This is a genomic window from Exiguobacterium sp. OS-77, from assembly GCF_000414195.2.
Lineage (GTDB): Bacteria > Bacillota > Bacilli > Exiguobacteriales > Exiguobacteriaceae > Exiguobacterium_A > Exiguobacterium_A indicum.
Window position 1 is genome coordinate 3,028,201 of sequence record NZ_DF239008.1, and the last position, 22,504, is coordinate 3,050,704.

The window sequence follows — 22,504 nt, forward strand, 5'->3', positions numbered from 1 at the left end:
TTCAATTCCCATCATGTCTGGAACACTAAAGCCGTAGATATCGGCATCAATCAACCCGACTTTCTTCCCTGCTCGTGCGAGGGCGACTGCTAGGTTAACAGAAACCGTCGATTTTCCGACGCCCCCTTTACCAGAAGCGATCGCGATGAACGTCGTACCGGATTCTGGTTTGAGGATCGACGGTGTCGTCGCTGCTTGAATCCCGTGATCACCGAGTGCCTCAAAACGGAGTCCCACCGTCTTGAATCCTTTTTCTTTTAGTTCCTTGACGATTTGCTGTTGGAGCACAAGTTGCTCCCCAGAACCGGATTGTGCTAAAGCAATTTTCAGACTGACATAATCACCTTTAATCCGGACGTCACGAATGCCGTTCGTATCTGCAAGCGGGCGGTCAATCGTCGGATCGACGAGCGTTCCGACTACCTCGCGAATTTCTTGTTCATTCAACATAGTGCCTTCCCCCTGAAAACGTTCGATTTAATCCTTATTAGTATAACAAAAATAAGAGAGCGCTTGCACATTTCGACACCGGAAAGGATGACTTTTCCATGTCCAGTGTCGGTTTTCATCATTTCACTCGATCATTCGCTCGTTTTAGAACATTCGGTTCCATGTACTAGGACCCACGACACCATCGACATCAAGTCCTTGACGTGTTTGATAGGCGCGCACCTTCTGAGCCGTCTCTGCATCAAAGCGCCGAGTCACGGTTGCTTTGACTGCACGCTGAATTCGTTCAATATCCCGCGGATTCATATTGGCTGCACCTTGATACAACGGACGACCTGGATACGGAACGATCGCACGAGAGCGATTCGGCGTTTCTTCAGACACTCCTAGTAATTCAAAGTGTGGATAGTCCTTAAAACTCGTCCAGTCCCCACCCCAAGAAAAGCCACGTCGTTTCATCGCAGCAACAATCTTTTGAAAGCTTTGGTCGTTTCGAAACAGCGCTTGTGTACCGTCTTTGGAATATTGAAAGAGGTCGACAGCAATGCCGCGGTTATGATTCGATTGTCCCCCGCGTGCATTCGTTACGATTGGTCCCGGTAGTGTCCGTCCCTGTGCGTACAACCGATTCTGTTCTGCGATGGATCGGTACCCTTGTGCGACGCCGACATAAATCCCTTGCGCATGCATCTCCCGGATGACCTCTTGCGTCCGTTTGGCGACTTCTCGCGACAGTCCCGAAGCATTCAACTTCCGATTCGCTCGCTCGAGTAACCAGTTGATCGATAATGCCATCTATGCTCACTCCCTTTGTCTCCTGTTCCCGAAAACAAAATCCGCTATACTTATGGAATGCAGAATGATTTTAACTCATATCAAAAGGAGCATCCTATGAAAAAACGCATCATTTGGACACTTGGCGTCACCTGTCTCTTACATCTTAGCTTCGTCCTGTATCTGACGCTGCAACCGACTGTCGCTACCGAGACGGAGTTACCGGACAATGCAACCGTCTTGAGTGAAGAAACCTCTTTTACGGGACATGTCGGTCAAGCGACGACACATACACCTACCCAATTCATACAATCTCTCTTTGTTTGGAGCATCCCGCTGACGATCGTCATCCTCTATCTTCTTCTGACGATATTGCACCGATTACGCTCCACTCCGTCGTCTTGACTTGAATCGCTGTTCTGACACTTCGTCAGGAGAGCGGTTTTTCAATGCACAAAAAAACCTCCCACCACAAGGGTGAGAGGGATTCGAAAAGAATTAACGTTTCGAGAATTGTGGTGCACGACGAGCTGCTTTAAGACCGTATTTTTTACGCTCTTTCATACGAGCATCACGAGTCAAGAAGCCTTTCGCTTTGAGTGCGCCGCGGAATTCTGGATCCGCTTGAAGAAGAGCACGTGAGATACCGTGACGGATAGCGCCTGCTTGACCAGTGAAGCCGCCGCCTTTGACCGTTACGATTACATCGTACTTGCCTTCTGTTTCTGTGATTACGAGTGGTTCTTTTGCAGTCATGATCAATGTCTCATAACCGAAGTATTCGCTGATATCGCGACCGTTAACTGTGACTTTACCGTCTCCAGCAACGAGGAAAACGCGCGCTGCCGCGTGTTTCCGGCGACCAGTGCCGTAGTAACGTACATCTGCCATCGTGTAGTTCCTCCTAAATTCGTATTAACCGCGAAGTTCGTAAACTTCTGGTTGTTGTGCTTCGTGCTTGTGTGCAGCTCCAGCGTAGACGTGGAGTTTGTTGAACATTTGACGACCGAGGCTACCTTTTGGAAGCATCCCTTTGATCGCGAGTTCAAGCATGCGCTCAGGTTTGTTAGCAAGCATATCGCGTGCAACAGTCTGCTTTAAGCCGCCTGGATGACCAGAGTGACGGTAGTAGACTTTTTTGTCGAGTTTGTTACCAGTTAAAACGATTTTCTCAACGTTGATGAGGATAACGTTATCCCCACAGTCAACGTGTGGTGTGAACGTAGGCTTGTGCTTACCACGGAGAAGTGATGAAACTTCGCTCGCAAGGCGACCGAGTGTTTTACCTTCAGCGTCGATAAGGAGCCATTTGCGTTCTACATCAGTAGCTTTCGCCATGAAAGTTGTGCGCATGTAAAATACCTCCTAAGGAATTAAAAGTTCTGTTTTTGATTTTTCATTTATTCACTAGGTGAATCTATCATAATCTTAGGTGTACGGGGCTAAGATTGTGGTTTCATAATAAATGAAATGCCAATAAACATTGTATGTTTTTTAATAGCCAATGTCAATTGCCTTTTTTCACTCCGGATAGAAAACTTCCCATAGATAGAGTCCATGGGGAGGCGCCGTCACGCCTGCGACGTTCCGGTCCTTTGCCAGCAACATTTTTTTGATGTCCTCTGGTGCAAAACGACCGCGTCCGACGTCAAGTAACGTCCCGACCATGATCCGGATTTGATTATAGAGAAATCCACTGCCCTGGAACCGAAAGACGAGTTCGTCACCGACCGTCATCAACTCTGCCTCGTAAATCGTCCGGACCCGGTTATCCGTTTCCGTCTTCGCGACACAGAACGAACTGAAATCGTGCGTGCCGACGAGATGTGCCATCCCTTGACGGATGCGCTCGAGATCGAGCGGATACGGAATATGAACCGATAGATTCCGACGAAACGCATTTTCTTCGCGGCGGACGAAATAGCGGTATTCCTTCCCTACGACGTCGTAACGCGCTTCAAAGGTCGGTTCGACCTCCTCGCAGCTTCGGACACGAATATCCGCTGGTAAGAGCGTATTCAGTGCCTTGACGACGTTCTCCGGTGGAATCGCTAGTTCCGTATCAAAATGAATGACTTGCCCGTAGGCATGCACCCTCGCATCCGTCCGTCCCGAGCCGATGATCTTGACGGGATGTTTGTGCATCCGCGCAAGCGTCGTTTCAATCACTTCTTGAATCGTCAATCCGTTTGGTTGCACCTGATACCCGGCGTAGCCGGTTCCGTCATATTGAATCGTACATTTTAAACGACGCATTACCCGATCCCTCGCAATCCTACTAAACTGATCGTCAGGAGGACGAGCAAGATCATCAGACCTGTATCCCGCATCGTCCACTTGGATTCCCGTAGACGTGTCCGTCCCTCTCCTCCACGGTACCCCCGTGCTTCCATCGCTGTCGCAAGATCCTCTGCCCGCTTAAACGCGGAGATGAACAACGGAATCAATAACGGAATGATCGCCCGTAAGCGCTCCTTGATCGGTCCTGCTGACAAATCGACACCGCGTGCTTGCTGTGCCTTCATGATTTTCTCTGTCTCTTCCGCTAAGGTTGGTAAGAAGCGAAGCGAGATCGATAACATTAAAGCAATCTCATGCGTCGGAACACGAACGACCTTAAACGGCTTCAACAACAATTCAATCGCATCTGTCAATTCGATCGGTGAAGTCGTCAGCGTGACGAGTGTCGTGATCGAGACGAGATAGAAGAAACGTAATGAGACGATGATCGCGAGTCGCAGTCCTTCTTCGTAGATCCGAAGCCAGCCGAACTCAAAGAGTACAGCCCCTTCGCGCGTGAAGAATAGCTGGATGACGAACGTAAAGACGATCAGGAATAAAATCGGTCGCAGTCCTTTTAGAACATAACGAAGCGGTAAGCGACTACTCATGAGTGCTAAGAACGTAAAGACAAGTAAAAAAATATTCGTTGCTGCGTTGTTCGCGAGAAAGACGAGCGGAATGAAGCAGAAAGCAAAGATGATCTTCGCGAGTGCCGACGACCGGTGCAAGTACGACTGACCGGGAATATGTTGTCCGACGATCATTCGCTCACCCCTTTCGTCATCAACCACTCGATCAACTCGGTCTCCGTCCGGATGTCCGGTCGTTGCAATCCACGCCGATCAGCAACTTGCCAAGCAAGCGATAAGACGTGCGGAAGATCGAGGTGGAATTGCTCGAGCAATGTCTCTTCTTTAAACAGGTCAAGCGGTAGCCCGTCAAACACCACCTGAGCGTTTTCCATGACGATGACGCGCTCGGCATACTCAAGCACCTGATCCATGTCGTGCGTGATCAGGAGCAACGTCATACCGGTCTCTGCATGGAGCCGGGCAAATAGACTCAGCATATGCTTGCGCCCTTGCGGATCGAGTCCTGCCGTCGGCTCATCGACGATCAACACGTCTGGTTGACTAGCGAGTACGCCGGCAATTGCAACACGCCTCATTTGCCCACCAGACAGGTCAAACGGCGAACGACTCCAAAAGACTTCATCGAGTCCGACAGTCCGTAATGCCTCTTTCGCTAATTGCTCAGCCTTCGCGGCATCATGACCGAAGTTCATCGGACCGAACATGACATCCTTTAAGACCGTCTCTTCGAACAATTGATATTCCGGATATTGAAAAACAAGCCCGACGCGACGTCTTAATGGCTTGAGGTCCTGTTTTTTCTTCGGTTCGACGATGATGTCATCGACTTGTACCTTCCCCGCTGTCGGCTTGAGCAACCCATTGATGTGCTGCACGAGCGTCGATTTCCCGGATCCGGTATGCCCTACAAACGCAACAAGCGCCCCTGACGGAATCTCAAGATTCACATCACGCAGCGCGACTCGTTCGAACGGACTATTGAGTTGATACGTATAATTTAATTCCTGGATTAAGATTGGCATAAACGGTTCACCAATTCTCTTTCATCTAGTATCGTCTCCTCGAGTGAGAGACCTTGCGCCCGTAAACGTTCTTGTACCCGAACAACGAATGGAACATCGAGTCCGATGTCTTCTAAGAACGATGCATGACGAAAGACTTCCTGAGGGGATCCTTCTAATACGATTTTCCCGGCATCCATGACGATGACACGACTAGCCCGTAATACTTCGTCTAATTCGTGTGTAATCGCGATGACCGCCATTGGGTGGGTCGCATGGAGTTCCTGAACGGTCGACATGACCTCTTGTCGTGCTAATGGATCAAGCATCGATGTAGCTTCATCGAGCACGAGAACATCAGGGCGCATCGCAAGCGCCGAAGCGATTGCGACACGCTGCTTCTGTCCGCCGGATAGTTGATGGGGTTCCCGATCAACAAAATCCGTAAGGCCAACGCGCGCTAGACTGTCGTCGATACGACGAACCATTTCCTCGCGTGGCACACCCCAGTTTTCTAGAGCAAATGCCACGTCGTCGCGCACGGTCGTGCCAACGAATTGATTGTCTGGATTTTGGAAGACGATGCCGATTGCTCGACGCATCTCCCACAGTTGTTCCGGATTCGCACTTGAAAAGCGCTCAGCAACCGTAACGGTCCCTGTCTCCGGTAACAACAGTCCATTAAACAATTTCGTCAGCGTTGATTTTCCAGAGCCGTTGTGACCAACGATGGCGACCCATTCACCTGAACGAATCGTCAGAGAGACTTCTTGTAGGGCTGCTTGCTCCTGTTCCGGATACCGATAGGTGACCTGTTCCAGTTCAATCAGCTTGTCCATGATCTCTCCTCCTTCATCAAATCAATACTTTCATTTTGTAGCAAAAGGGCAGAAGCGGGATACGCACTGCCCTTTTATGGCGAATCATTTAATGAGGATTAAACGAGTTCGATGATGACCATTTCTGCGCCGTCACCACGACGTGGTCCCATTTTCATGATGCGTGTGTAACCACCTTGACGCTCAGCAAAACGTGGAGCCACATCAGCGAATAATTTTTGGATCGCGTCTTGTGCTTTGCCCTCTGCGTTTTGACCAGCAGCTTCACGGCGAACGAACGATGCAACTTGACGACGAGCGTGGAGATCACCGCGTTTACCTAAAGTGATGAGTTTCTCTACGACTGGACGAAGTTCCTTCGCTTTTTGTTCTGTAGTTTGGATACGCTCATTGATGATGAGATCAGTCGCAAGGTCACGCAAAAGTGCCTTACGTTGTGAGCTTGTACGGCCTAATTTCGAGTATGCCATGGATGGATTCCCTCCTTCGTGCAATTAATAGTATTAGTCTTCTTTGCGCAAGCCTAGTCCGAGTTCGTCGAGTTTCGCTTGAACTTCCTCGAGTGATTTACGTCCGAGGTTACGGACTTTCATCATCTCGTCTTCGCTCTTGTTCGCGAGTTCTTGAACCGTGTTGATACCAGCGCGTTTCAAACAGTTGTACGAACGAACTGAGAGATCGAGTTCTTCGATCGTCATTTCGAGTACTTTTTCTTTTTGATCTTCTTCCTTTTCGACCATGATTTCAGCATGGAGCGCTTCGTCCGTAAGACCAACAAAGATGTTTAAGTGTTCTGTCATGATTTTCGCACCGAGTGACACTGCTTCTTCAGGGCGGATTGAACCGTCCGTCCAAACATCAAGCGTCAACTTATCGAAGCTCGCATCTTGACCGACACGTGTTTTTTCAACTTGATAATTTACACGTTGAATTGGCGTGTAAATCGAGTCGATTGGGATTACACCGATTGGCATATCGTCCCGTTTGTTATCTTCAGCCTGAACATACCCACGACCACGGCGTGCTGTCAGACGCATATGAAGTGATGCACCTTCTGCAAGCGTTGCGATGTGAAGTTCTGGGTTGAGGATTTCGACGTCGCTGTCATGCGTAATGTTCGCAGCAGTGACAACACCAGCGCCTTGAATATCGATCTCAAGCGTTTTCTCTTCTTCCGAGTACACTTTGAGGGCGAGTTTCTTAAGGTTCAAGATGATTTGGGTAACGTCTTCTACAACGCCATCAATCGTCGAGAACTCATGAAGAACGCCATCGATTTGGACTGCAGTGACTGCAGCACCCGGAAGTGAAGACAATAGGATACGACGCAATGAGTTACCAAGCGTTGTACCGAATCCACGCTCAAGCGGCTCAACTACGAATTTACCAAACGTAGCGTTCTCGCTTAACTCGATCGTTTCAATCTTCGGTTTTTCGATTTCGATCATCTGAACCCCTCCTTGAATATCGTCATGTTGGCCATCGCGTTCAATCGCCAACCGTCTTGTGTACGTTTCTACTGCCTTGCTTGGTCAAACGATCAACAAAAGTCTACTCGAATCCCCGCTCTGCAGTACAAGACGGGTTACACGCGACGACGTTTTGGAGGGCGGCAACCGTTGTGTGGTACTGGAGTAACGTCACGGATTGCAGTGACTTCGAGACCGATTGCTTGAAGAGCACGGATAGCTGCTTCACGACCTGCACCAGGACCTTTAACGTTAACTTCTACAGTACGCATACCGTTATCCATTGCTGTTTTAGCAGCTGTTTCAGATGCCATTTGTGCAGCGAAAGGAGTCGATTTACGTGAGCCTTTGAAGCCCATGTTACCTGCAGTTGCCCAAGAGATTGCATTCCCTTGCATATCAGTGATCGTAACGATCGTGTTGTTGAATGTTGAACGGATATGCACGATACCAGATTCAATATTCTTTTTGACTTTACGTTTACTACGAACGTTCTGTTTGCGTTTTGCCATCTTAGTTTACCCTCCCTTACTTCTTCTTGTTCGCTACTGTACGGCGTGGGCCTTTACGAGTACGCGAGTTGTTTTTAGTGTTTTGACCACGAACTGGAAGACCACGACGGTGACGAACACCACGGTAGCAACCGATTTCGATCAAACGTTTGATGTTGAGTGAGATTTCACGACGAAGGTCACCCTCAACTTTGATTTTGTCTAAACCATCACGAAGTTGGTTCAATTGTTCCTCAGTCAAGTCGCGAGTACGAGTATCTTCAGAGATACCAGTTTCTTTCAAGACTTTTTGAGCAGTCGTTTTACCAACACCATAGATGTAAGTGAGTGAGATGACGATGCGTTTCTCACGTGGAATATCTACACCAGCAATACGTGCCATGTGTGCACCTCCTTGTTTAATTACCCTTGTTTTTGTTTATGCTTAGGGTTTTCGCAAATAACCATTACTTTGCCTTTACGGCGGATAACTTTACATTTTTCACAGATCGGTTTAACCGAAGGTCTTACTTTCATTGTGAATACCTCCTCCTGAAAAAATCGGAGTTTTTATTTGAAACGGTATGTGATCCGTCCGCGAGTCAAGTCGTATGGTGACAACTCAACCGTTACTTTATCTCCTGGCAAGATCCGAATGAAGTGCATCCGAATTTTTCCTGAGACGTGCGCGAGGACCGTGTGGCCGTTTTCTAACTCCACCTTAAACATCGCGTTTGGAAGCGGCTCGATAACCGTACCTTCCACTTCGATTACATCTTGTTTCGCCATCAATTATACCCCTTTCTCTATAAAGTTGATTGGGAGCCCAGACGATTTGTAGCGCTAGGGGCTTTCTACAAGAGCCATTGAGAGATCATCGGTCACAAACACGAGTGGATACTGGCTTATAGAAAGGTGACACCAATAACGCGCACAGCTCACTCTGCATCGACCGTTAAGATCTCGTAGCCGTCGTCTGTGATGGCGATGGTGTGCTCAAAGTGGGCGCACATGCTACCGTCCACCGTCACTACCGTCCAATTGTCGGATAGTGTGCGAACATAGCGTTTCCCGACGTTAACCATTGGCTCAATTGCCAGTGTCATGCCGGTTTTCAGGCGCGGCCCTTTCCCCGGTGGTCCATAATGTGGAATTTGCGGATCTTCATGCAAATTTTGTCCCACGCCGTGGCCCACATATTCGCGGACTACAGAAAAATTCGCAGCTTCAACATGTGACTGAATCGCATGCGAAATATCTGTCAGGTGCACGCCAGCTTTGGCGCGCTCCAATCCTTTATACAGAGATTCTTCAGTTACGTCAAGTAACCGCTTCGTCTCTTCAGAGATTGTACCTACCGGATATGTCCAGGCTGAATCTCCGTGATACCCATTGTACTCTGCTCCGATGTCAATCGAGATGATGTCACCGTCCTGAAGTACACGATCTCCCGGAATACCATGGACAAGCTCTTCGTTCACGGAAGCACAGATGCTACCCGTGAAACCATTATACCCTTTAAACGATGGTGTTGCCCCTTGACTTCGAATATAGCGTTCAGCGATCGCGTCGAGTTGCCCCGTCGTGATACCTGGGCGAATGTGAGCTTGAAGCTCCTTATGCGTCCGGGCGACGATTTGTCCTGCTTTACGCATGATGTCGATTTCACGCGGCGCTTTCGTGATGATCATTACTGATCACCAAGGAGTGCCTGAACATCGGAATATACATCGTTGATTGGACGATCACCGTCCAAATTACGAAGATACCCTTTTTCTGCGTAAAAGTCAATCAAAGGTTGCGCTTGAGCGACGTTGACTTCCAAGCGACGACGTACTGTCTCCTCTTGGTCATCTTCACGTTGTACAAGTGCTGATCCGTCGATATCACAGATCCCCTCCACTTTTGGTGGGTTGTAGAGAACATGATACGTTGCTCCGCAAGTTGGGCAAATCCGACGACCTGTCAAACGAGGGACAAGTTTCTCCGGGTCTACACCGATGTGGATGACGTGATCAATTTGTTTGCCCAGATCTTCAAGTAATGCTTCAAGAGCATCTGCTTGTTTCACTGTGCGTGGGAAACCGTCAAGGAGAAAACCATTTGCACAGTCTTCTTTGGCGAGACGCTCACGTACGATGCCGATTGTGACTTCGTCCGGAACGAGTTCCCCTTTATCCATGTATGATTTCGCTTCTTGTCCGAGTGGCGTTGAATCTTTGATCGCCGCGCGGAACATGTCGCCTGTCGAGATGTGGGGGATCGCATAGTCTTCGATGATTTTCGCAGCCTGCGTTCCTTTACCAGCACCCGGCAAACCCATCAATACTAGATTCATGTCGGTAGCCTCCACTTCTATAGCTCTATAGACACAACAGAAAGGAAAGGGATGGTCCCCTTCCTCCCGCCTTATCGGATAAAGCCTTTGTAGTGTCGTTTAACCAATTGACTTTCAATCTGTTTCATCGTCTCTAGTCCTACACCGATGACGATCAACAAGCTCGTTCCACCAATCTGCACCGAGTTCGGTAAGCCAGCAAACTTAATAAAGAATGTCGGCGTCACCGCGATGACAGCGAGGAAGAGTGAACCGAAGAATGTCAGACGATATAGAATCTTCGTGATGTACTGCTCCGTTTGCTTACCAGGACGAATACCAGGAATGTATCCGCCTTGTTTTTGAAGGTTCTCTGCCATTTGTTCCGGGTTAACCTGAACGAATGTGTAGAAGTACGAGAACGCGATGATCAGTGCCACATAGATCGACATACCGATTGGACTCGTGTAGTCGAAAATGTCACGGATCTTCGTTGCCGTTTCCGGACTTGCAAAGAAACTCGCAATCGTTGGTGGCGTCACCATGAACGACACCGCGAAGATGACTGGAATAACACCGGCAGCGTTCAATTTGATCGGTAAGTGTGCCGATTGACCGCCAACTGGTGTCCGGTTCACCGTACGCTTAGCGTACTGAATCGGAATCTTACGTGCAGCTTGCTGAACATAGATGACTCCGACGATGACCGCGATGATGATTAAAAGCAAGAGTACGATATAAAGCACGTTTACAAACAAAGCATCCCCTGCATTTTGGAGCTTCGTTTCGTAAATCTGGCGGAATGCATTCGGGAAGCCCGCGACGATCCCAGCGAAGATGATCATTGATATCCCGTTACCAATGCCCTTCTCCGTGATGAGTTCACCGATGAACATCAAGAATGCTGTTCCCGCTGTCAATACGAGTGCAATCATAACGTATGTCCAGGTGCCGAACTGTTCGTCGACAAGACCTGGGTAGATACGGTTAAATCCAAGCGCGATTCCAAACGCTTGGACTAAGCCGAGTACGATCGTTCCATAGCGCGTTACCGTTGCTAACTTCTTACGGCCCGCCTCTCCTTGTTTTGCCCATTCGGCAAACTTTGGAACAACGTCCATCTGTAAGAGTTGGACAACGATCGAGGCCGTGATATACGGCATGATTCCCATCGCAAAGAGTGAGAAATTCTGCAAAGCATTCCCGCCGAACGAGTTCAAGAAACCAAGAATACCATTCTGGTCAATCTTGAACACTTCCGTGTTTACCATCGGCACCGGGATATGTGCTCCAATCCGGAACACGATAACCAATGCCAAGGTAAAGAGAATGCGCCGACGAATGTCAGCTACGCGCCACATATTGGAGATCGCTTGAAACATTAGATCACCTCAACCGTACCGCCGGCAGCTTCGATTGCTTGCTTCGCAGCGTCGGAGAACTTATGAGCTTTGACTGTTAGTTTCTTTTCGATCTTACCGTTAGAAAGAATTTTCACGCCGTCTTTCATGCCTTTGACTGCACGAGTCTCGACAAGAAGTTCTGGAGTGACTTCAGTTCCTTCTTCAAAACGGTTGAGTGTGTCAAGGTTAATGACCGCGAACTCTTTACGAGTTGGGTTGTTGAAGCCGCGTTTTGGTAAACGACGGTAAAGTGGGTTTTGTCCACCTTCGAAACCTGGACGAACACCACCGCCTGAACGAGCTTTTTGACCTTTGTGACCACGGCCAGAAGTCTTACCGTTACCAGAAGACATACCGCGACCTACACGGTTGCGTTCTGAACGTGAACCAGCAGCTGGTTTCAATTCATGGAGTTTCATAGTGGGGCACCTCCTCATAAAATTATATCGAACTATTACTCTTGAATCTCTTTTACTGTCACTAAGTGTGACACGTGGTTAATCATCCCACGCATAGCAGCGTTGTCAGGTACGACAACAGTCTGGTGCATCTTACGGAGACCAAGCGTACGAGTAGTAACGCGTTGGTTCTCCGGACGACCGATCATGCTGCGTGTGAGGGTAACTGCGAGTTTCGCCATCTGTTTTCCCTCCCTTTCTTAACCGCGAAGTTCTTCGACGGTTTTACCGCGGAGTTTCGCAACTTCTTCAGCACGTTTGAGTGATGTGAGACCTTCGACAGTCGCACGAACCATGTTGATTGGAGTGCTTGATCCAAGTGATTTTGAAAGAATGTCGTTGATTCCCGCTAATTCGAGAACCGCACGAACTGGACCACCAGCGATGACTCCAGTACCTTCAGAAGCAGGCTTCAAGAAGACGTGACCTGCACCGAATACACCGTTGACTTCGTGTGGAATTGTTGTGTTAACGATTGGAACGTTAACCATGTTTTTCTTAGCATCTTCGATTGCTTTACGGATCGCTTCAGGCACTTCCTGAGCTTTACCCGTACCGAAACCTACGTGACCATTCTTGTCACCAACGACGACGAGGGCAGCAAAACGGAAGCGACGGCCACCTTTTACTACTTTCGCGACGCGGTTTACGGTAACAACGCGTTCTTCGAGTTGATCCATGTTAATTTCTAACTGGCGCATGTAGAGGTTCCCTCCTTTTCTATTAGAATTTGAGACCAGCTTCACGAGCTGCTTCAGCTACAGCTTTGATACGTCCATGATAGAGATATCCTCCACGGTCGAAAACGACTGTTTCGATACCTTTTTCAAGAGCGCGCTCAGCTGCGAGCTTACCAACTGCTGCCGCAGCGTCAGTCGTGTTGCCTTTTTCAAGGTCGAGTGATGATGCAGATGCGAGTGTTGCATGTGTTGCATCGTCAATGACTTGTACGTAAATGTTCTTGTTCGAACGGAATACGTTCATACGTGGACGTGTTGCAGTCCCGATGATTGTACGACGGACACGACCATGACGTTTTTTACGCGTAGCGTTTTTATCTGCCTTTGAGATCATTTATGCCACTCCTTTCCGGTCAATTCGCATTCGCGAATTACTTACCTGTTTTACCTTCTTTACGACGAACGACTTCATCACTGTAACGAATACCTTTACCTTTGTACGGCTCAGGTTGACGGTACGAACGGATCAATGCAGCGACGTGACCAACACGTTCTTTGCTGATTCCGCGAACGATGAGTTGCGTATTCGTAGGAACTTCGACTTCGATGCCTTGTTCCGGAGTGTACTCGATTGGGTGTGAGTAACCGAGGTTGAGTACGATTTTGTTACCTTGCTTTTGTGCACGGTAACCAACACCTTGGATATCAAGTGTCTTAGCGAAACCGTTGCTAACACCTTCGACCATGTTCGCGATAAGCGCACGAGTCGTTCCGTGGATCGTACGGCTTGCTTTCTCGTCGTTCGGACGAGTGACAGTCAATTCATTACCTTCTACGTTGATCGCCATAGCTGGGCTGAACTCGCGTGAGAGTTCCCCTTTAGGACCTTTTACCGTAACCGTGTTGTTTTCAACTGTTACTGTAACGCCTGCTGGGATGACGACTGGCTTTTTACCAATACGTGACATTTAAGACACCTCCGTTCTTTTTATGCGTGTATTACCAGATGTATGCGATCACTTCGCCGCCGACTTTTTGTTGGCGAGCTTCTTTATCAGTCATTACACCTTTAGATGTTGAAACGATAGCGATTCCGAGACCACCGAGTACTTTCGGGATTTCATCAGCTTTCGCGTAAACGCGAAGACCTGGTTTCGAGATACGTTTGAGTCCAGTGATAACGCGCTCGTTGCTTGCGCCGTATTTAAGGAATACGCGGAGCGTACCTTGTTTGCTGTCCTCGAGATATTCAACATCGCGGATGAAACCTTCACGTTTGAGGATTTCAGCGACTTCACGTTTGATTGTAGAAGCTGGCATTTCCAACTTCTCATGGCGAACCATGTTTGCATTACGAATGCGTGTAAGCATATCTGCAATCGGATCTGTCATAACCATGCGATGTACCTCCTTTCACAACTTTAATGAATTACCAGCTTGCTTTTTTAACACCAGGGATTTGACCTTTATGAGCAAGATCACGGAACTTAATACGGCTGATACCGAATTTACCAATGTAACCGTGTGGACGGCCAGTGATACTACAACGGTTGTGTAAACGAACCGCTGAAGAGTTACGTGGGAGTTTGCTCAAGCCGATGTAGTCGCCTTGTGCTTTCAATTCTGCGCGTTTTTCAGCGTAGCGCTCAACGAGTGCTTGACGTTTTACTTCACGTGCGATCATTGATTTCTTAGCCATGTTGTCGACCTCCCTTATTTTTGGAATGGCATGCCGAGTGCAGTGAGAAGCTCACGTGACTCTTCATCCGTGTTAGCAGTAGTTACGATAACGATGTCCATACCACGGACTTTCGATACGCGATCGTAGTCGATCTCTGGGAAGATCAATTGTTCCTTCACGCCTAGCGTGTAGTTACCACGGCCATCGAAAGATTTTTTCGATACGCCACGGAAGTCACGTACACGTGGAAGTGACACGTTGATCAACTTGTCGAGGAATTCGTACATGCGCTCGCCACGAAGTGTAACCTTCGCACCGATTGGCATACCTTCACGAAGTTTGAAACCAGCGATTGATTTCTTAGCTTTCGTGATGAGTGGTTTCTGACCAGTGAGGAGCTGAAGCTCTTCAACTGCCATGTCAAGTGCCTTAGAGTTCGTAACAGCGTCACCAACACCCATGTTGATTACGATTTTATCGACTTTCGGCGCTTGCATTACAGAACTGTAATTGAATTTCTCCATCATTACTTTGACGATTTCGTCTTGGTATTTAGCTTTTAAACGGTTCATCAGAAAGTGGACCTCCTTTCTTTAAATCTTCTTATTTATCTAAAGCTTCGCCCGATTTTTTAGCGATACGTACTTTCTTGCCGTCAACCACAGTGAAACCAACGCGTGTTGGGTTACCTGTCTTAGGGTCGATAAGCATAACGTTCGATACGTGAATCGGTGCTTCTTTCTCGACAATTCCGCCTTGCGGGTTGAGTTGAGAAGGCTTTGAGTGTTTTTTGATCATGTTAACGCCTTCGACGATTACGCGATCTTTTTTAGGCATAGCTGTAAGGACAACGCCTTGTTTGCCTTTGTCTTTACCAGTCATAACCTGAACTTTATCACCTTTTTTGACATGCATCGTTAGAGCACCTCCTTGTAGGAATTCTTTGGAATTAAAGTACTTCCGGTGCCAACGAGACGATCTTCATGAAGTCTTTTTCACGAAGTTCGCGTGCGACTGGTCCGAAGATACGTGTGCCACGTGGGCTTTTGTCATCTTTGATGATGACTGCTGCGTTTTCGTCAAAACGGATGTACGAACCGTCTTTACGACGAACGCCACGTTTAGTACGAACGACTACTGCGCGTACAACTTCACCTTTTTTGACAACGCCACCTGGTGTTGCTTGTTTTACTGTACAAACAATAACGTCACCGATGTTAGCAGTTTTACGACCAGAACCACCGAGGACTTTGATCGTCAAGACTTCACGAGCTCCTGAGTTGTCTGCTACTTTTAAGCGAGATTCTTGTTGAATCATACGATTGTACCTCCCTCCGGATGTTTATTCACCCGAACTAATTAGAGTTTAGATGATTACTGCTTCTTCAATGACTTCTACGAGACGGAAACGTTTGTCCTTAGATAATGGACGTGTTTCTTGAATGCGTACAACATCACCGATTTTAGCTGTGTTGTTTTCATCATGCGCTTTGTACTTTTTAGAGTAGTTTACGCGTTTGCCGTAAAGCTTGTGCTTTACTTTTGTTTCAACTGTAACTACGATCGTTTTGTCCATTTTGTCAGAAACGACGCGTCCAGTTAACACTTTGCGGTTGTTAGTGCGTTCCATTGAGTGTTCCTCCTCTCAGAATCCGAGTGAATTATGCGTTGTTGATGCCGAGTTCGCGTTCACGAAGAACGGTTTTCGCGCGTGCAATCGACTTGCGCACTTCACGGATACGAGCAGGGTTCTCAAGCTGACCAGTCGCGAGTTGGAAACGAAGGTTGAACAACTCTTCTTTCCACGAACCGACTTTACCGTTAAGCTCTTCAGTTGTTTGCTGACGGAGATCAGTTGCTTTCATTCGTATCACCACCATTTTCTTCACGTTTTACGAACTTACATTTTACTGGAAGTTTGTGTGATGCAAGACGGAGAGCTTCGCGTGCGATCTCTTCCGATACTCCTGCGATTTCGAACATTACTTTACCCGGTTTGACGACTGCTACCCAGCCCTCCGGAGCACCTTTACCTGAACCCATTCGGACTTCAAGAGGTTTTTTAGTGTATGGCTTGTGTGGGAAGATCTTGATCCACACTTTACCACCACGTTTCATATAACGAGTCATCGCGATACGCGCTGATTCGATTTGACGGCTAGTGATCCAGCTAGCTTCTTGAGCTTGGATACCGAACTCGCCGAAGTGTACTGTAGTACCACGTTTCGCTTTACCACGCATGTTGCCGCGGTGAACACGACGATATTTTACACGTTTTGGTAACAACATGTTGTGTTGCCTCCTTCCCTAGACGGATGTGGATTATTCTTCGTTTGCTGCTGCTTTTTTCGTAGGAAGCACTTCACCGTGGTGGAGCCATACTTTTACGCCAATTTTGCCGTAAGTTGTATCAGCTTCTGCAGTACCGTAATCGATGTCTGCACGGAGTGTATGAAGTGGAACTGTTCCTTCCGAATACTTCTCAGAACGAGCGATATCAGCGCCACCAAGACGACCAGAAACTTCAGTCTTGATTCCTTTGATACCAGAACGCATTGAGCGTTGGATTGATTGCTTCATAGCACGACGGAACGATACGCGACCTTCAAGTTGGCGAGCGATGTTCTCAGCGACGAGCTTAGCAACTGCATCCGGGTTTTTCACTTCAACGACGTTAACGTGAACGCGTTTGCCTTTTGCAAGGTTAGTGATGTCTTTACGAAGTGTTTCGATTTCAGAACCGCCTTTACCGATAACCATACCAGGCTTAGCAGTGTGAAGTGAGATGTTCAAGCGGTTAGCTGCGCGCTCGATTTCTACTTTAGAGACACTAGCGTCTTTAAGACGTTTTTCGATATATTCACGAACTACGTAGTCTTCATGAAGGAGATCAGCATAGTCTTTATCTGCGAACCAACGTGATTCCCAGTCTTTGATGATACCTACGCGAAGACCAGTTGGGTTAATCTTCTGACCCACGGTAATCCCTCCTTATTTTTCAGATACCACGATGTGAACGTGGCTCGTACGTTTGTTGATGCGGCTTGCGCGACCCATTGCACGTGGGCGGAAACGTTTGAGCGTTGGACCTTCGTTTACGTAAGCCTCAGTGACTACGAGGTTTTCGATGTTCATGTCGAAGTTGTGCTCAGCGTTCGCGATTGCCGATTTCAATACTTTCTCAACGATTGGCGTTGCTGCCTTGTTCGTGTAAGCAAGAATCGAAAGTGCTTCGCCGATTTGCTTCCCGCGGATTAAGTCTACTACGAGACGTGCCTTACGAGGAGCAATGCGAACCATATTAGCCGATGCTTTTGATTGCATAATGAGTACCTCCCCTCAGATTAACGTTTCGTTTTCTTATCGTTTCCAGCATGTCCTTTGTAAGAACGTGTTGGAGCGAATTCACCAAGTTTGTGACCGACCATATCTTCTGTCACGTAAACCGGTACGTGTTTACGACCATCGTAGACAGCGATCGTGTGACCGATGAACTCTGGGAAGATTGTCGAGCGGCGTGACCAAGTTTTGATGACATGTTTGTCACCAGCTTCGTTGGCTTTATCAACCTTAGCGAGCAGATGGTGATCTGCGAATGGACCTTTTTTCAAGCTGCGACCCATAGTTGTACCTCCCTTTGGCATGATTCAGGAACGGTTCCTACGAACCGTTCAGAAATCATGTAATTATTTTTTAGAACGACGGACGATATATTTATCGCTCGCTTTGTTTTTCTTACGAGTTTTGTATCCGAGTGCCGGTTTACCCCAAGGAGTAAGTGGGCCCGAACGACCGATTGGAGCACGTCCTTCACCACCACCGTGTGGGTGATCGACTGGGTTCATGACAGAACCACGAACTGTAGGACGTTTTCCGAGCCAGCGTGAACGACCAGCTTTACCGATATTGACGAGCTCGTGCTCTTCATTACCGACAGCGCCGACTGTTGCACGGCAAGTAGCAAGGATCATACGAGTTTCGCCTGATTGAAGACGAACGATCGCGTATTTACCATCTTTACCGAGAAGCTGAGCAGAAGTACCAGCTGCGCGAACGAGCTGACCACCTTTACCTGGCTTAAGTTCGATGTTGTGGATCAACGTACCGACTGGGATGTTTGAAAGTGGAAGAGCATTACCGACTTTAATGTCAGCTTCTGGTCCAGCCATGACTTGCATGTCTACTTTCAAGCCTTTCGGTGCGAGGATGTAGCGTTTTTCACCATCGATGTAGTGGATCAATGCGATGTTAGCAGAGCGGTTTGGATCGTACTCAATTGTAGCGACACGACCAGCGATGCCATCCTTGTTCCGTTTGAAGTCGATGATACGATATTTACGTTTGTGTCCGCCACCTTGGTGACGTACTGTCAAGCGACCTTGGTTGTTACGTCCGCCCTTTTTCGAAAGCTTTTCAGTTAACGATTTTTCAGGACGTGAAGCCGTAATCTCAGCAAAGTCAAGTGCAGTCATATTACGACGACCGTTAGTGGTCGGTTTAAACTTTTTAATTCCCATCGAGAGTTCCCTCCTTTTCTACAGAGTTCCGATTAACCGAGGTAATCGAGTTCTTTGCTATCTGCAGTAAGCGTGACGACCGCTTTTTTGCGGCGTGCTGTGTAACCAGCGTGACGACCTACGCGTTTTGCTTTTGGTTTTGAGATCAATGTGTTGACTTTGTCAACTTTCACTCCGAAGATCGCTTCAACTGCATCTTTGATTTGAGTCTTAGATGCCTTCACGTCTACTTCGAATGTGTACTTTTTCTCAGCCATTTGGTTTACTGAACGTTCAGTAATGACAGGACGTTTGATAATGTCGTGTGTGTGTGCCATTATGCAAGCACCTCCTCTACTCTCGCAACAGCGTCCTTCGTAATGATGACTTTGTCATGAGCGACAAGATCAAGGACGTTTACACCTGCAGCGTCAACGACTGTGACACCTGGGATGTTGCGTGTTGAAAGAACGACTGACTCGTTGTAATCAGCAGTAACGACGAGAACTTTACGTTCGATTGAAAGAGCAGCGAATACTGCGATCATGTCCTTAGTTTTAGGAGCATCGATTGTCAATCCTTCAAGAACGATGAACTCGTTGTTAGCGACTTTCGAAGAAAGTGCTGAACGAAGTGCGAGACGACGAACCTTTTTAGGAAGTTTGTAAGCGTACGAACGTGGTGTTGGACCGAAGACTGTTCCACCGCCAACCCATTGTGGCGAACGGATCGAACCTTGGCGTGCACGACCAGTACCTTTTTGTTTCCATGGTTTACGGCCGCCACCGCGAACTTCCGAGCGACCTTTTGTATCATGTGTACCTTGGCGACGTGAAGCTTGTTGCATGACGATTGCATCGTATACGACTGCTTCATTTGGCTCGATTCCGAAAACGGCATCTGCGAGCTCGATGTCTCCAACTTGTGTACCTGTTTGGTTAAGCAAAGCTACTTTAGGCATTCGTTATTCCTCCTTTCCTTGCAAACGGATTAGTTGCCTTTAACCGCAGTTTTGATGACAACTTGGCTCTTACGTGCGCCTGGGATAGCACCCTTGACGAGGAGTAAGCCGCGTTCTGCATCAACTTTTACGATTTCAAGGTTTTGAACAGTGATTTGCTCTCCACCCATGCGTCCAGGGAGCAATTTCCCTTTGAATACACGGTTAGGAGCAACAGGACCCATTGAACCTGGGCGACGGTGGTAACGCGAACCGTGAGCCATTGGACCACGTGATTGGTTGTGACGCTTGATTGCACCAGCGAAACCTTTACCTTTCGACGTACCTGTTACATCAACCATTTCGCCTGCAGCGAAAGTATCTGCTTTAATCTCTTGACCGATTTCGAAATCTGCTACTGATGTACGGATTTCTTTAATGAAGCGCTTAGGTGTCGCGTTTGCTTTCGCAGCGTGACCTTTTTGCGGTTTGTTTTGACGACCTTCTTTGATATCACCAAAGCCGAGTTGAACTGCTTCGTAACCGTCAACTTCCGTTGTTTTCAATTGAAGAACAACGTTACCTTCGACTGAAACGACAGTAACAGGGACGACTTCGCCTGACTCGTTGAAGATTTGTGTCATACCGAGTTTAGTTCCTAAGATTCCTTTAGCCATGAGATACACCTCCTAATATTGAATGATTTTGATCTTCTGGCTAGTATCAACTATCTATAGAAGAAAAATTAAAGTTTGATTTCGATGTCAACGCCCGATGGAAGTTCGAGACGCATAAGCGCATCAACAGTTTTCGGTGTTGGGTTAACGATGTCGATCAAACGTTTGTGTGTACGCATTTCGAACTGCTCACGAGCATCTTTGTACTTGTGAACGGCACGAAGTACTGTGTAGACCGCTTTCTCCGTTGGGAGTGGGATCGGACCAGATACAGTAGCACCTGAACGTTTTGCTGTGTCGACAATTTTCTCAGCCGATTGATCAAGCACGCGGTGATCGTATGCTTTCAAACGGATCCGAATTTTTTCATTTGCCATGTTATTTCCCTCCTTTTCGCCTATTTTGTAAATAGACATTCTCCGCGGAAATTTCCACACTAGCCATGGCAATGCCGCCTGGTGTGTCATAACCTCCCGCTTCATCGCGTTGTGTTTGTGACCAACATATTCTATCATACTGAATCACCAGCAAGAATGCAAGCACTAATAAAATAGAATATGTATTCAAGTCTCTCACCACTCGCACAAACACTTTCCTCAGTATATAAGATGTCAGACCATGTTGCAAGACTGTTTTCAAAGAAATGAAAAAAGGTCTTCCGCCACGGGAGACGGAAGACCTTTGTCTTAAAAATTACTCAACGATTTCTGTAACTGATCCAGCGCCTACTGTACGGCCACCTTCACGGATTGAGAAACGAGTTTCTTTTTCAAGAGCGATTGGTGCGATGAGTTCAACAGTCATTTCGATGTTGTCCCCAGGCATAACCATTTCAGTACCTTCTGGAAGTTGAACCATACCAGTTACGTCAGTTGTACGGAAGTAGAACTGCGGGCGGTAGTTCGCGAAGAATGGCGTGTGACGGCCACCCTCTTCTTTAGAAAGAACGTAAACTTGCGCTTTGAACTTTTTGTGTGGTGTGATTGTGTTTGGTTTCGCGAGAACTTGTCCACGCTCGATGTCGTCACGTGATACACCACGGAGAAGAGCACCGATGTTGTCGCCAGCTTCAGCATAGTCAAGAAGCTTACGGAACATCTCTACACCAGTACATACTGATTTTTTAGTTTCTTCGTGAAGACCAACGATTTCGATCTCGTCGTTGACTTTAAGAACTCCACGCTCAACGCGGCCAGTAGCAACTGTACCACGACCAGTGATTGAGAAGACATCCTCAACTGGCATCATGAAGTCTTTTTCAGTGTCACGAGTTGGTTCTGGGATGTACTCATCGACAGCTGCCATGAGTTCCATGATTTTTTCTTCCCATTTAGCTTCGCCGTTAAGCGCGCCAAGAGCAGAACCTTGGATAACTGGGAGGTCATCACCTGGGAAGTCGTACTCAGAAAGAAGCTCACGGATTTCCATTTCGACGAGCTCAAGAAGCTCTTCGTCGTCAACCATGTCAACTTTGTTCATGAATACTACGATGAAAGGAACACCTACTTGACGTGAAAGCAAGATGTGCTCACGTGTTTGTGGCATTGGACCATCTGTTGCAGAAACAACGAGGATCGCGCCGTCCATTTGTGCAGCACCAGTGATCATGTTTTTAACATAGTCAGCGTGACCTGGGCAGTCAACGTGTGCATAGTGGCGTTTTTCTGTTTCGTACTCGATGTGAGCTGTTGCGATTGTGATACCGCGCTCGCGCTCTTCTGGAGCACCATCGATTTGGTCAAACTTAGTTGCAGCTTTACCTTGTGCTTTTGCAAGTACAGCTGAGATAGCTGCTGTTAAAGTTGTTTTACCGTGGTCGACGTGGCCGATTGTACCAACGTTAACGTGCGGTTTAGAACGGTCGAATTTTTCCTTACCCATTCTGAATTCCTCCTCTATGTGTCTAATAATTTTTTATAACTAGGAAGGTGAGTCGTAAGATAACGTACACC

At 47.6% G+C, this 22,504-nt stretch carries 40 protein-coding genes; 1 reads left to right on the plus strand and 39 read right to left on the minus strand.

The features are described from left to right. A partial coding sequence (locus tag EXG77_RS15415) for a P-loop NTPase (RefSeq protein WP_035399338.1) occupies positions 1-450 on the minus strand: 450 nt, incomplete at its 3' end. Between the two features lie 144 nt (positions 451-594). Continuing rightward, a complete protein-coding gene (locus EXG77_RS15420) occupies positions 595-1,245 on the minus strand; it encodes a M15 family metallopeptidase (RefSeq protein WP_035399340.1) in 651 nt (216 codons plus the stop codon). 96 nt (positions 1,246-1,341) lie between these two features. Between EXG77_RS15420 and EXG77_RS15425 the strand changes: the two genes are divergently transcribed. Then, the gene (locus tag EXG77_RS15425) at positions 1,342-1,629 is read left to right on the plus strand and encodes a hypothetical protein (RefSeq protein ID WP_035399342.1); all 288 of its coding nucleotides are present in this window, start codon (positions 1,342-1,344) and stop codon (positions 1,627-1,629) included. Positions 1,630-1,722: 93 nt separating this feature from the next. Here the strand turns inward: EXG77_RS15425 and rpsI are convergent, their stop codons facing one another. The 37 genes from rpsI to tuf form a co-directional block, all read right to left on the minus strand. Then, positions 1,723-2,115, minus strand: a complete 393-nt coding sequence (gene rpsI / locus EXG77_RS15430; RefSeq protein WP_023466655.1) for a 30S ribosomal protein S9 — start codon at positions 2,113-2,115, stop codon at positions 1,723-1,725. Positions 2,116-2,139: 24 nt separating this feature from the next. Continuing rightward, positions 2,140-2,577 (minus strand): 50S ribosomal protein L13, encoded by a 438-nt coding sequence (gene rplM, locus EXG77_RS15435; protein WP_023466654.1) that lies wholly within the window; start codon positions 2,575-2,577, stop codon positions 2,140-2,142. Between the two features lie 168 nt (positions 2,578-2,745). Next, positions 2,746-3,480, minus strand: coding sequence for a tRNA pseudouridine(38-40) synthase TruA (truA, locus tag EXG77_RS15440; protein ID WP_035399345.1), 735 nt, complete (start codon positions 3,478-3,480; stop codon positions 2,746-2,748). Further along, positions 3,480-4,271 (minus strand): energy-coupling factor transporter transmembrane protein EcfT, encoded by a 792-nt coding sequence (locus tag EXG77_RS15445; protein ID WP_035399348.1) that lies wholly within the window; start codon positions 4,269-4,271, stop codon positions 3,480-3,482. Before EXG77_RS15445 ends, truA begins: the two co-directional genes overlap by 1 nt. Beyond that, positions 4,268-5,122 (minus strand): energy-coupling factor transporter ATPase, encoded by an 855-nt coding sequence (locus EXG77_RS15450; protein ID WP_035399350.1) that lies wholly within the window; start codon positions 5,120-5,122, stop codon positions 4,268-4,270. The genes EXG77_RS15445 and EXG77_RS15450 overlap by 4 nt, the downstream gene beginning before the upstream one ends. Next, on the minus strand, positions 5,110-5,940 hold the full coding sequence (locus tag EXG77_RS15455; RefSeq protein WP_023466650.1) for an energy-coupling factor ABC transporter ATP-binding protein: 831 nt from the start codon (positions 5,938-5,940) through the stop codon (positions 5,110-5,112). The genes EXG77_RS15450 and EXG77_RS15455 overlap by 13 nt, the downstream gene beginning before the upstream one ends. A gap of 98 nt (positions 5,941-6,038) precedes the next feature. Then, positions 6,039-6,410, minus strand: coding sequence for a 50S ribosomal protein L17 (gene rplQ / locus EXG77_RS15460; protein ID WP_023466649.1), 372 nt, complete (start codon positions 6,408-6,410; stop codon positions 6,039-6,041). Positions 6,411-6,443: 33 nt separating this feature from the next. Next, positions 6,444-7,388, minus strand: a complete 945-nt coding sequence (locus EXG77_RS15465; RefSeq protein WP_023466648.1) for a DNA-directed RNA polymerase subunit alpha — start codon at positions 7,386-7,388, stop codon at positions 6,444-6,446. Positions 7,389-7,525: 137 nt separating this feature from the next. Beyond that, a complete protein-coding gene (gene rpsK, locus EXG77_RS15470; protein ID WP_023466647.1) occupies positions 7,526-7,921 on the minus strand; it encodes a 30S ribosomal protein S11 in 396 nt (131 codons plus the stop codon). Positions 7,922-7,937: 16 nt separating this feature from the next. Further along, positions 7,938-8,303 carry a 30S ribosomal protein S13 gene (rpsM, locus tag EXG77_RS15475; protein ID WP_023466646.1) on the minus strand — a complete coding sequence of 122 codons (366 nt, stop codon included), beginning with the start codon at positions 8,301-8,303 and terminating at the stop codon, positions 7,938-7,940. 20 nt (positions 8,304-8,323) lie between these two features. After that, complete coding sequence (gene rpmJ, locus EXG77_RS15480) at positions 8,324-8,437, minus strand: 50S ribosomal protein L36 (protein ID WP_003156543.1); 114 nt, start codon at positions 8,435-8,437, stop codon at positions 8,324-8,326. 33 nt (positions 8,438-8,470) lie between these two features. After that, entirely contained in the window at positions 8,471-8,689 is a 219-nt protein-coding gene (gene infA / locus EXG77_RS15485) for a translation initiation factor IF-1 (protein ID WP_012369032.1), read from the minus strand. A gap of 149 nt (positions 8,690-8,838) precedes the next feature. Beyond that, complete coding sequence (gene map, locus EXG77_RS15490) at positions 8,839-9,591, minus strand: type I methionyl aminopeptidase (RefSeq protein ID WP_023466644.1); 753 nt, start codon at positions 9,589-9,591, stop codon at positions 8,839-8,841. Continuing rightward, complete coding sequence (locus EXG77_RS15495) at positions 9,591-10,238, minus strand: adenylate kinase (RefSeq protein WP_023466643.1); 648 nt, start codon at positions 10,236-10,238, stop codon at positions 9,591-9,593. Before EXG77_RS15495 ends, map begins: the two co-directional genes overlap by 1 nt. Positions 10,239-10,309: 71 nt before the next feature. Next, the gene (gene secY / locus EXG77_RS15500) at positions 10,310-11,599 is read right to left on the minus strand and encodes a preprotein translocase subunit SecY (RefSeq protein ID WP_023466642.1); all 1,290 of its coding nucleotides are present in this window, start codon (positions 11,597-11,599) and stop codon (positions 10,310-10,312) included. Beyond that, positions 11,599-12,039 (minus strand): 50S ribosomal protein L15, encoded by a 441-nt coding sequence (rplO, locus tag EXG77_RS15505; protein ID WP_035399353.1) that lies wholly within the window; start codon positions 12,037-12,039, stop codon positions 11,599-11,601. The genes secY and rplO overlap by 1 nt, the downstream gene beginning before the upstream one ends. A 35-nt stretch (positions 12,040-12,074) precedes the next feature. After that, on the minus strand, positions 12,075-12,260 hold the full coding sequence (gene rpmD / locus EXG77_RS15510; RefSeq protein WP_023466640.1) for a 50S ribosomal protein L30: 186 nt from the start codon (positions 12,258-12,260) through the stop codon (positions 12,075-12,077). Positions 12,261-12,278: 18 nt separating this feature from the next. Next, entirely contained in the window at positions 12,279-12,779 is a 501-nt protein-coding gene (gene rpsE / locus EXG77_RS15515; RefSeq protein WP_023466639.1) for a 30S ribosomal protein S5, read from the minus strand. Positions 12,780-12,801: 22 nt separating this feature from the next. Beyond that, positions 12,802-13,152 (minus strand): 50S ribosomal protein L18, encoded by a 351-nt coding sequence (gene rplR / locus EXG77_RS15520; RefSeq protein ID WP_023466638.1) that lies wholly within the window; start codon positions 13,150-13,152, stop codon positions 12,802-12,804. A 37-nt stretch (positions 13,153-13,189) separates the two neighbouring features. Further along, entirely contained in the window at positions 13,190-13,726 is a 537-nt protein-coding gene (gene rplF / locus EXG77_RS15525; protein WP_023466637.1) for a 50S ribosomal protein L6, read from the minus strand. A 31-nt stretch (positions 13,727-13,757) separates the two neighbouring features. Next, on the minus strand, positions 13,758-14,156 hold the full coding sequence (gene rpsH / locus EXG77_RS15530) for a 30S ribosomal protein S8 (protein ID WP_012369023.1): 399 nt from the start codon (positions 14,154-14,156) through the stop codon (positions 13,758-13,760). Between the two features lie 31 nt (positions 14,157-14,187). Beyond that, a complete protein-coding gene (gene rpsN / locus EXG77_RS15535) occupies positions 14,188-14,457 on the minus strand; it encodes a 30S ribosomal protein S14 (RefSeq protein WP_023466636.1) in 270 nt (89 codons plus the stop codon). A 14-nt stretch (positions 14,458-14,471) separates the two neighbouring features. Further along, positions 14,472-15,011: a 50S ribosomal protein L5 gene (gene rplE / locus EXG77_RS15540; RefSeq protein ID WP_023466635.1), complete on the minus strand. Its 540-nt coding sequence runs from the start codon at positions 15,009-15,011 to the stop codon at positions 14,472-14,474. 31 nt (positions 15,012-15,042) lie between these two features. Next, entirely contained in the window at positions 15,043-15,354 is a 312-nt protein-coding gene (rplX, locus tag EXG77_RS15545) for a 50S ribosomal protein L24 (protein WP_012369020.1), read from the minus strand. 34 nt (positions 15,355-15,388) lie between these two features. Beyond that, on the minus strand, positions 15,389-15,757 hold the full coding sequence (gene rplN, locus EXG77_RS15550; RefSeq protein WP_012369019.1) for a 50S ribosomal protein L14: 369 nt from the start codon (positions 15,755-15,757) through the stop codon (positions 15,389-15,391). A 48-nt stretch (positions 15,758-15,805) separates the two neighbouring features. Next, the gene (gene rpsQ / locus EXG77_RS15555; RefSeq protein ID WP_023466634.1) at positions 15,806-16,069 is read right to left on the minus strand and encodes a 30S ribosomal protein S17; all 264 of its coding nucleotides are present in this window, start codon (positions 16,067-16,069) and stop codon (positions 15,806-15,808) included. A 31-nt stretch (positions 16,070-16,100) separates the two neighbouring features. Further along, positions 16,101-16,304: a 50S ribosomal protein L29 gene (rpmC, locus tag EXG77_RS15560; protein ID WP_012369017.1), complete on the minus strand. Its 204-nt coding sequence runs from the start codon at positions 16,302-16,304 to the stop codon at positions 16,101-16,103. Next, entirely contained in the window at positions 16,291-16,728 is a 438-nt protein-coding gene (rplP, locus tag EXG77_RS15565) for a 50S ribosomal protein L16 (RefSeq protein WP_012369016.1), read from the minus strand. The genes rpmC and rplP overlap by 14 nt, the downstream gene beginning before the upstream one ends. Positions 16,729-16,761: 33 nt before the next feature. After that, positions 16,762-17,418, minus strand: coding sequence for a 30S ribosomal protein S3 (gene rpsC, locus EXG77_RS15570; RefSeq protein WP_023466633.1), 657 nt, complete (start codon positions 17,416-17,418; stop codon positions 16,762-16,764). Positions 17,419-17,430: 12 nt separating this feature from the next. Continuing rightward, positions 17,431-17,763: a 50S ribosomal protein L22 gene (gene rplV, locus EXG77_RS15575; RefSeq protein WP_012369014.1), complete on the minus strand. Its 333-nt coding sequence runs from the start codon at positions 17,761-17,763 to the stop codon at positions 17,431-17,433. 20 nt (positions 17,764-17,783) lie between these two features. Beyond that, the gene (gene rpsS, locus EXG77_RS15580) at positions 17,784-18,062 is read right to left on the minus strand and encodes a 30S ribosomal protein S19 (protein ID WP_012369013.1); all 279 of its coding nucleotides are present in this window, start codon (positions 18,060-18,062) and stop codon (positions 17,784-17,786) included. A 63-nt stretch (positions 18,063-18,125) separates the two neighbouring features. Then, positions 18,126-18,956 carry a 50S ribosomal protein L2 gene (gene rplB / locus EXG77_RS15585; RefSeq protein ID WP_023466632.1) on the minus strand — a complete coding sequence of 277 codons (831 nt, stop codon included), beginning with the start codon at positions 18,954-18,956 and terminating at the stop codon, positions 18,126-18,128. Positions 18,957-18,988: 32 nt separating this feature from the next. Continuing rightward, positions 18,989-19,273, minus strand: a complete 285-nt coding sequence (gene rplW, locus EXG77_RS15590) for a 50S ribosomal protein L23 (protein ID WP_023466631.1) — start codon at positions 19,271-19,273, stop codon at positions 18,989-18,991. After that, a complete protein-coding gene (gene rplD, locus EXG77_RS15595) occupies positions 19,273-19,896 on the minus strand; it encodes a 50S ribosomal protein L4 (RefSeq protein WP_023466630.1) in 624 nt (207 codons plus the stop codon). Before rplD ends, rplW begins: the two co-directional genes overlap by 1 nt. A 29-nt stretch (positions 19,897-19,925) precedes the next feature. Then, the gene (rplC, locus tag EXG77_RS15600; RefSeq protein ID WP_023466629.1) at positions 19,926-20,552 is read right to left on the minus strand and encodes a 50S ribosomal protein L3; all 627 of its coding nucleotides are present in this window, start codon (positions 20,550-20,552) and stop codon (positions 19,926-19,928) included. Between the two features lie 68 nt (positions 20,553-20,620). Then, entirely contained in the window at positions 20,621-20,929 is a 309-nt protein-coding gene (gene rpsJ / locus EXG77_RS15605) for a 30S ribosomal protein S10 (RefSeq protein WP_029343090.1), read from the minus strand. A gap of 316 nt (positions 20,930-21,245) precedes the next feature. Then, a complete protein-coding gene (gene tuf, locus EXG77_RS15615; protein ID WP_023466627.1) occupies positions 21,246-22,433 on the minus strand; it encodes an elongation factor Tu in 1,188 nt (395 codons plus the stop codon). Positions 22,434-22,504 lie beyond the last annotated feature (71 nt).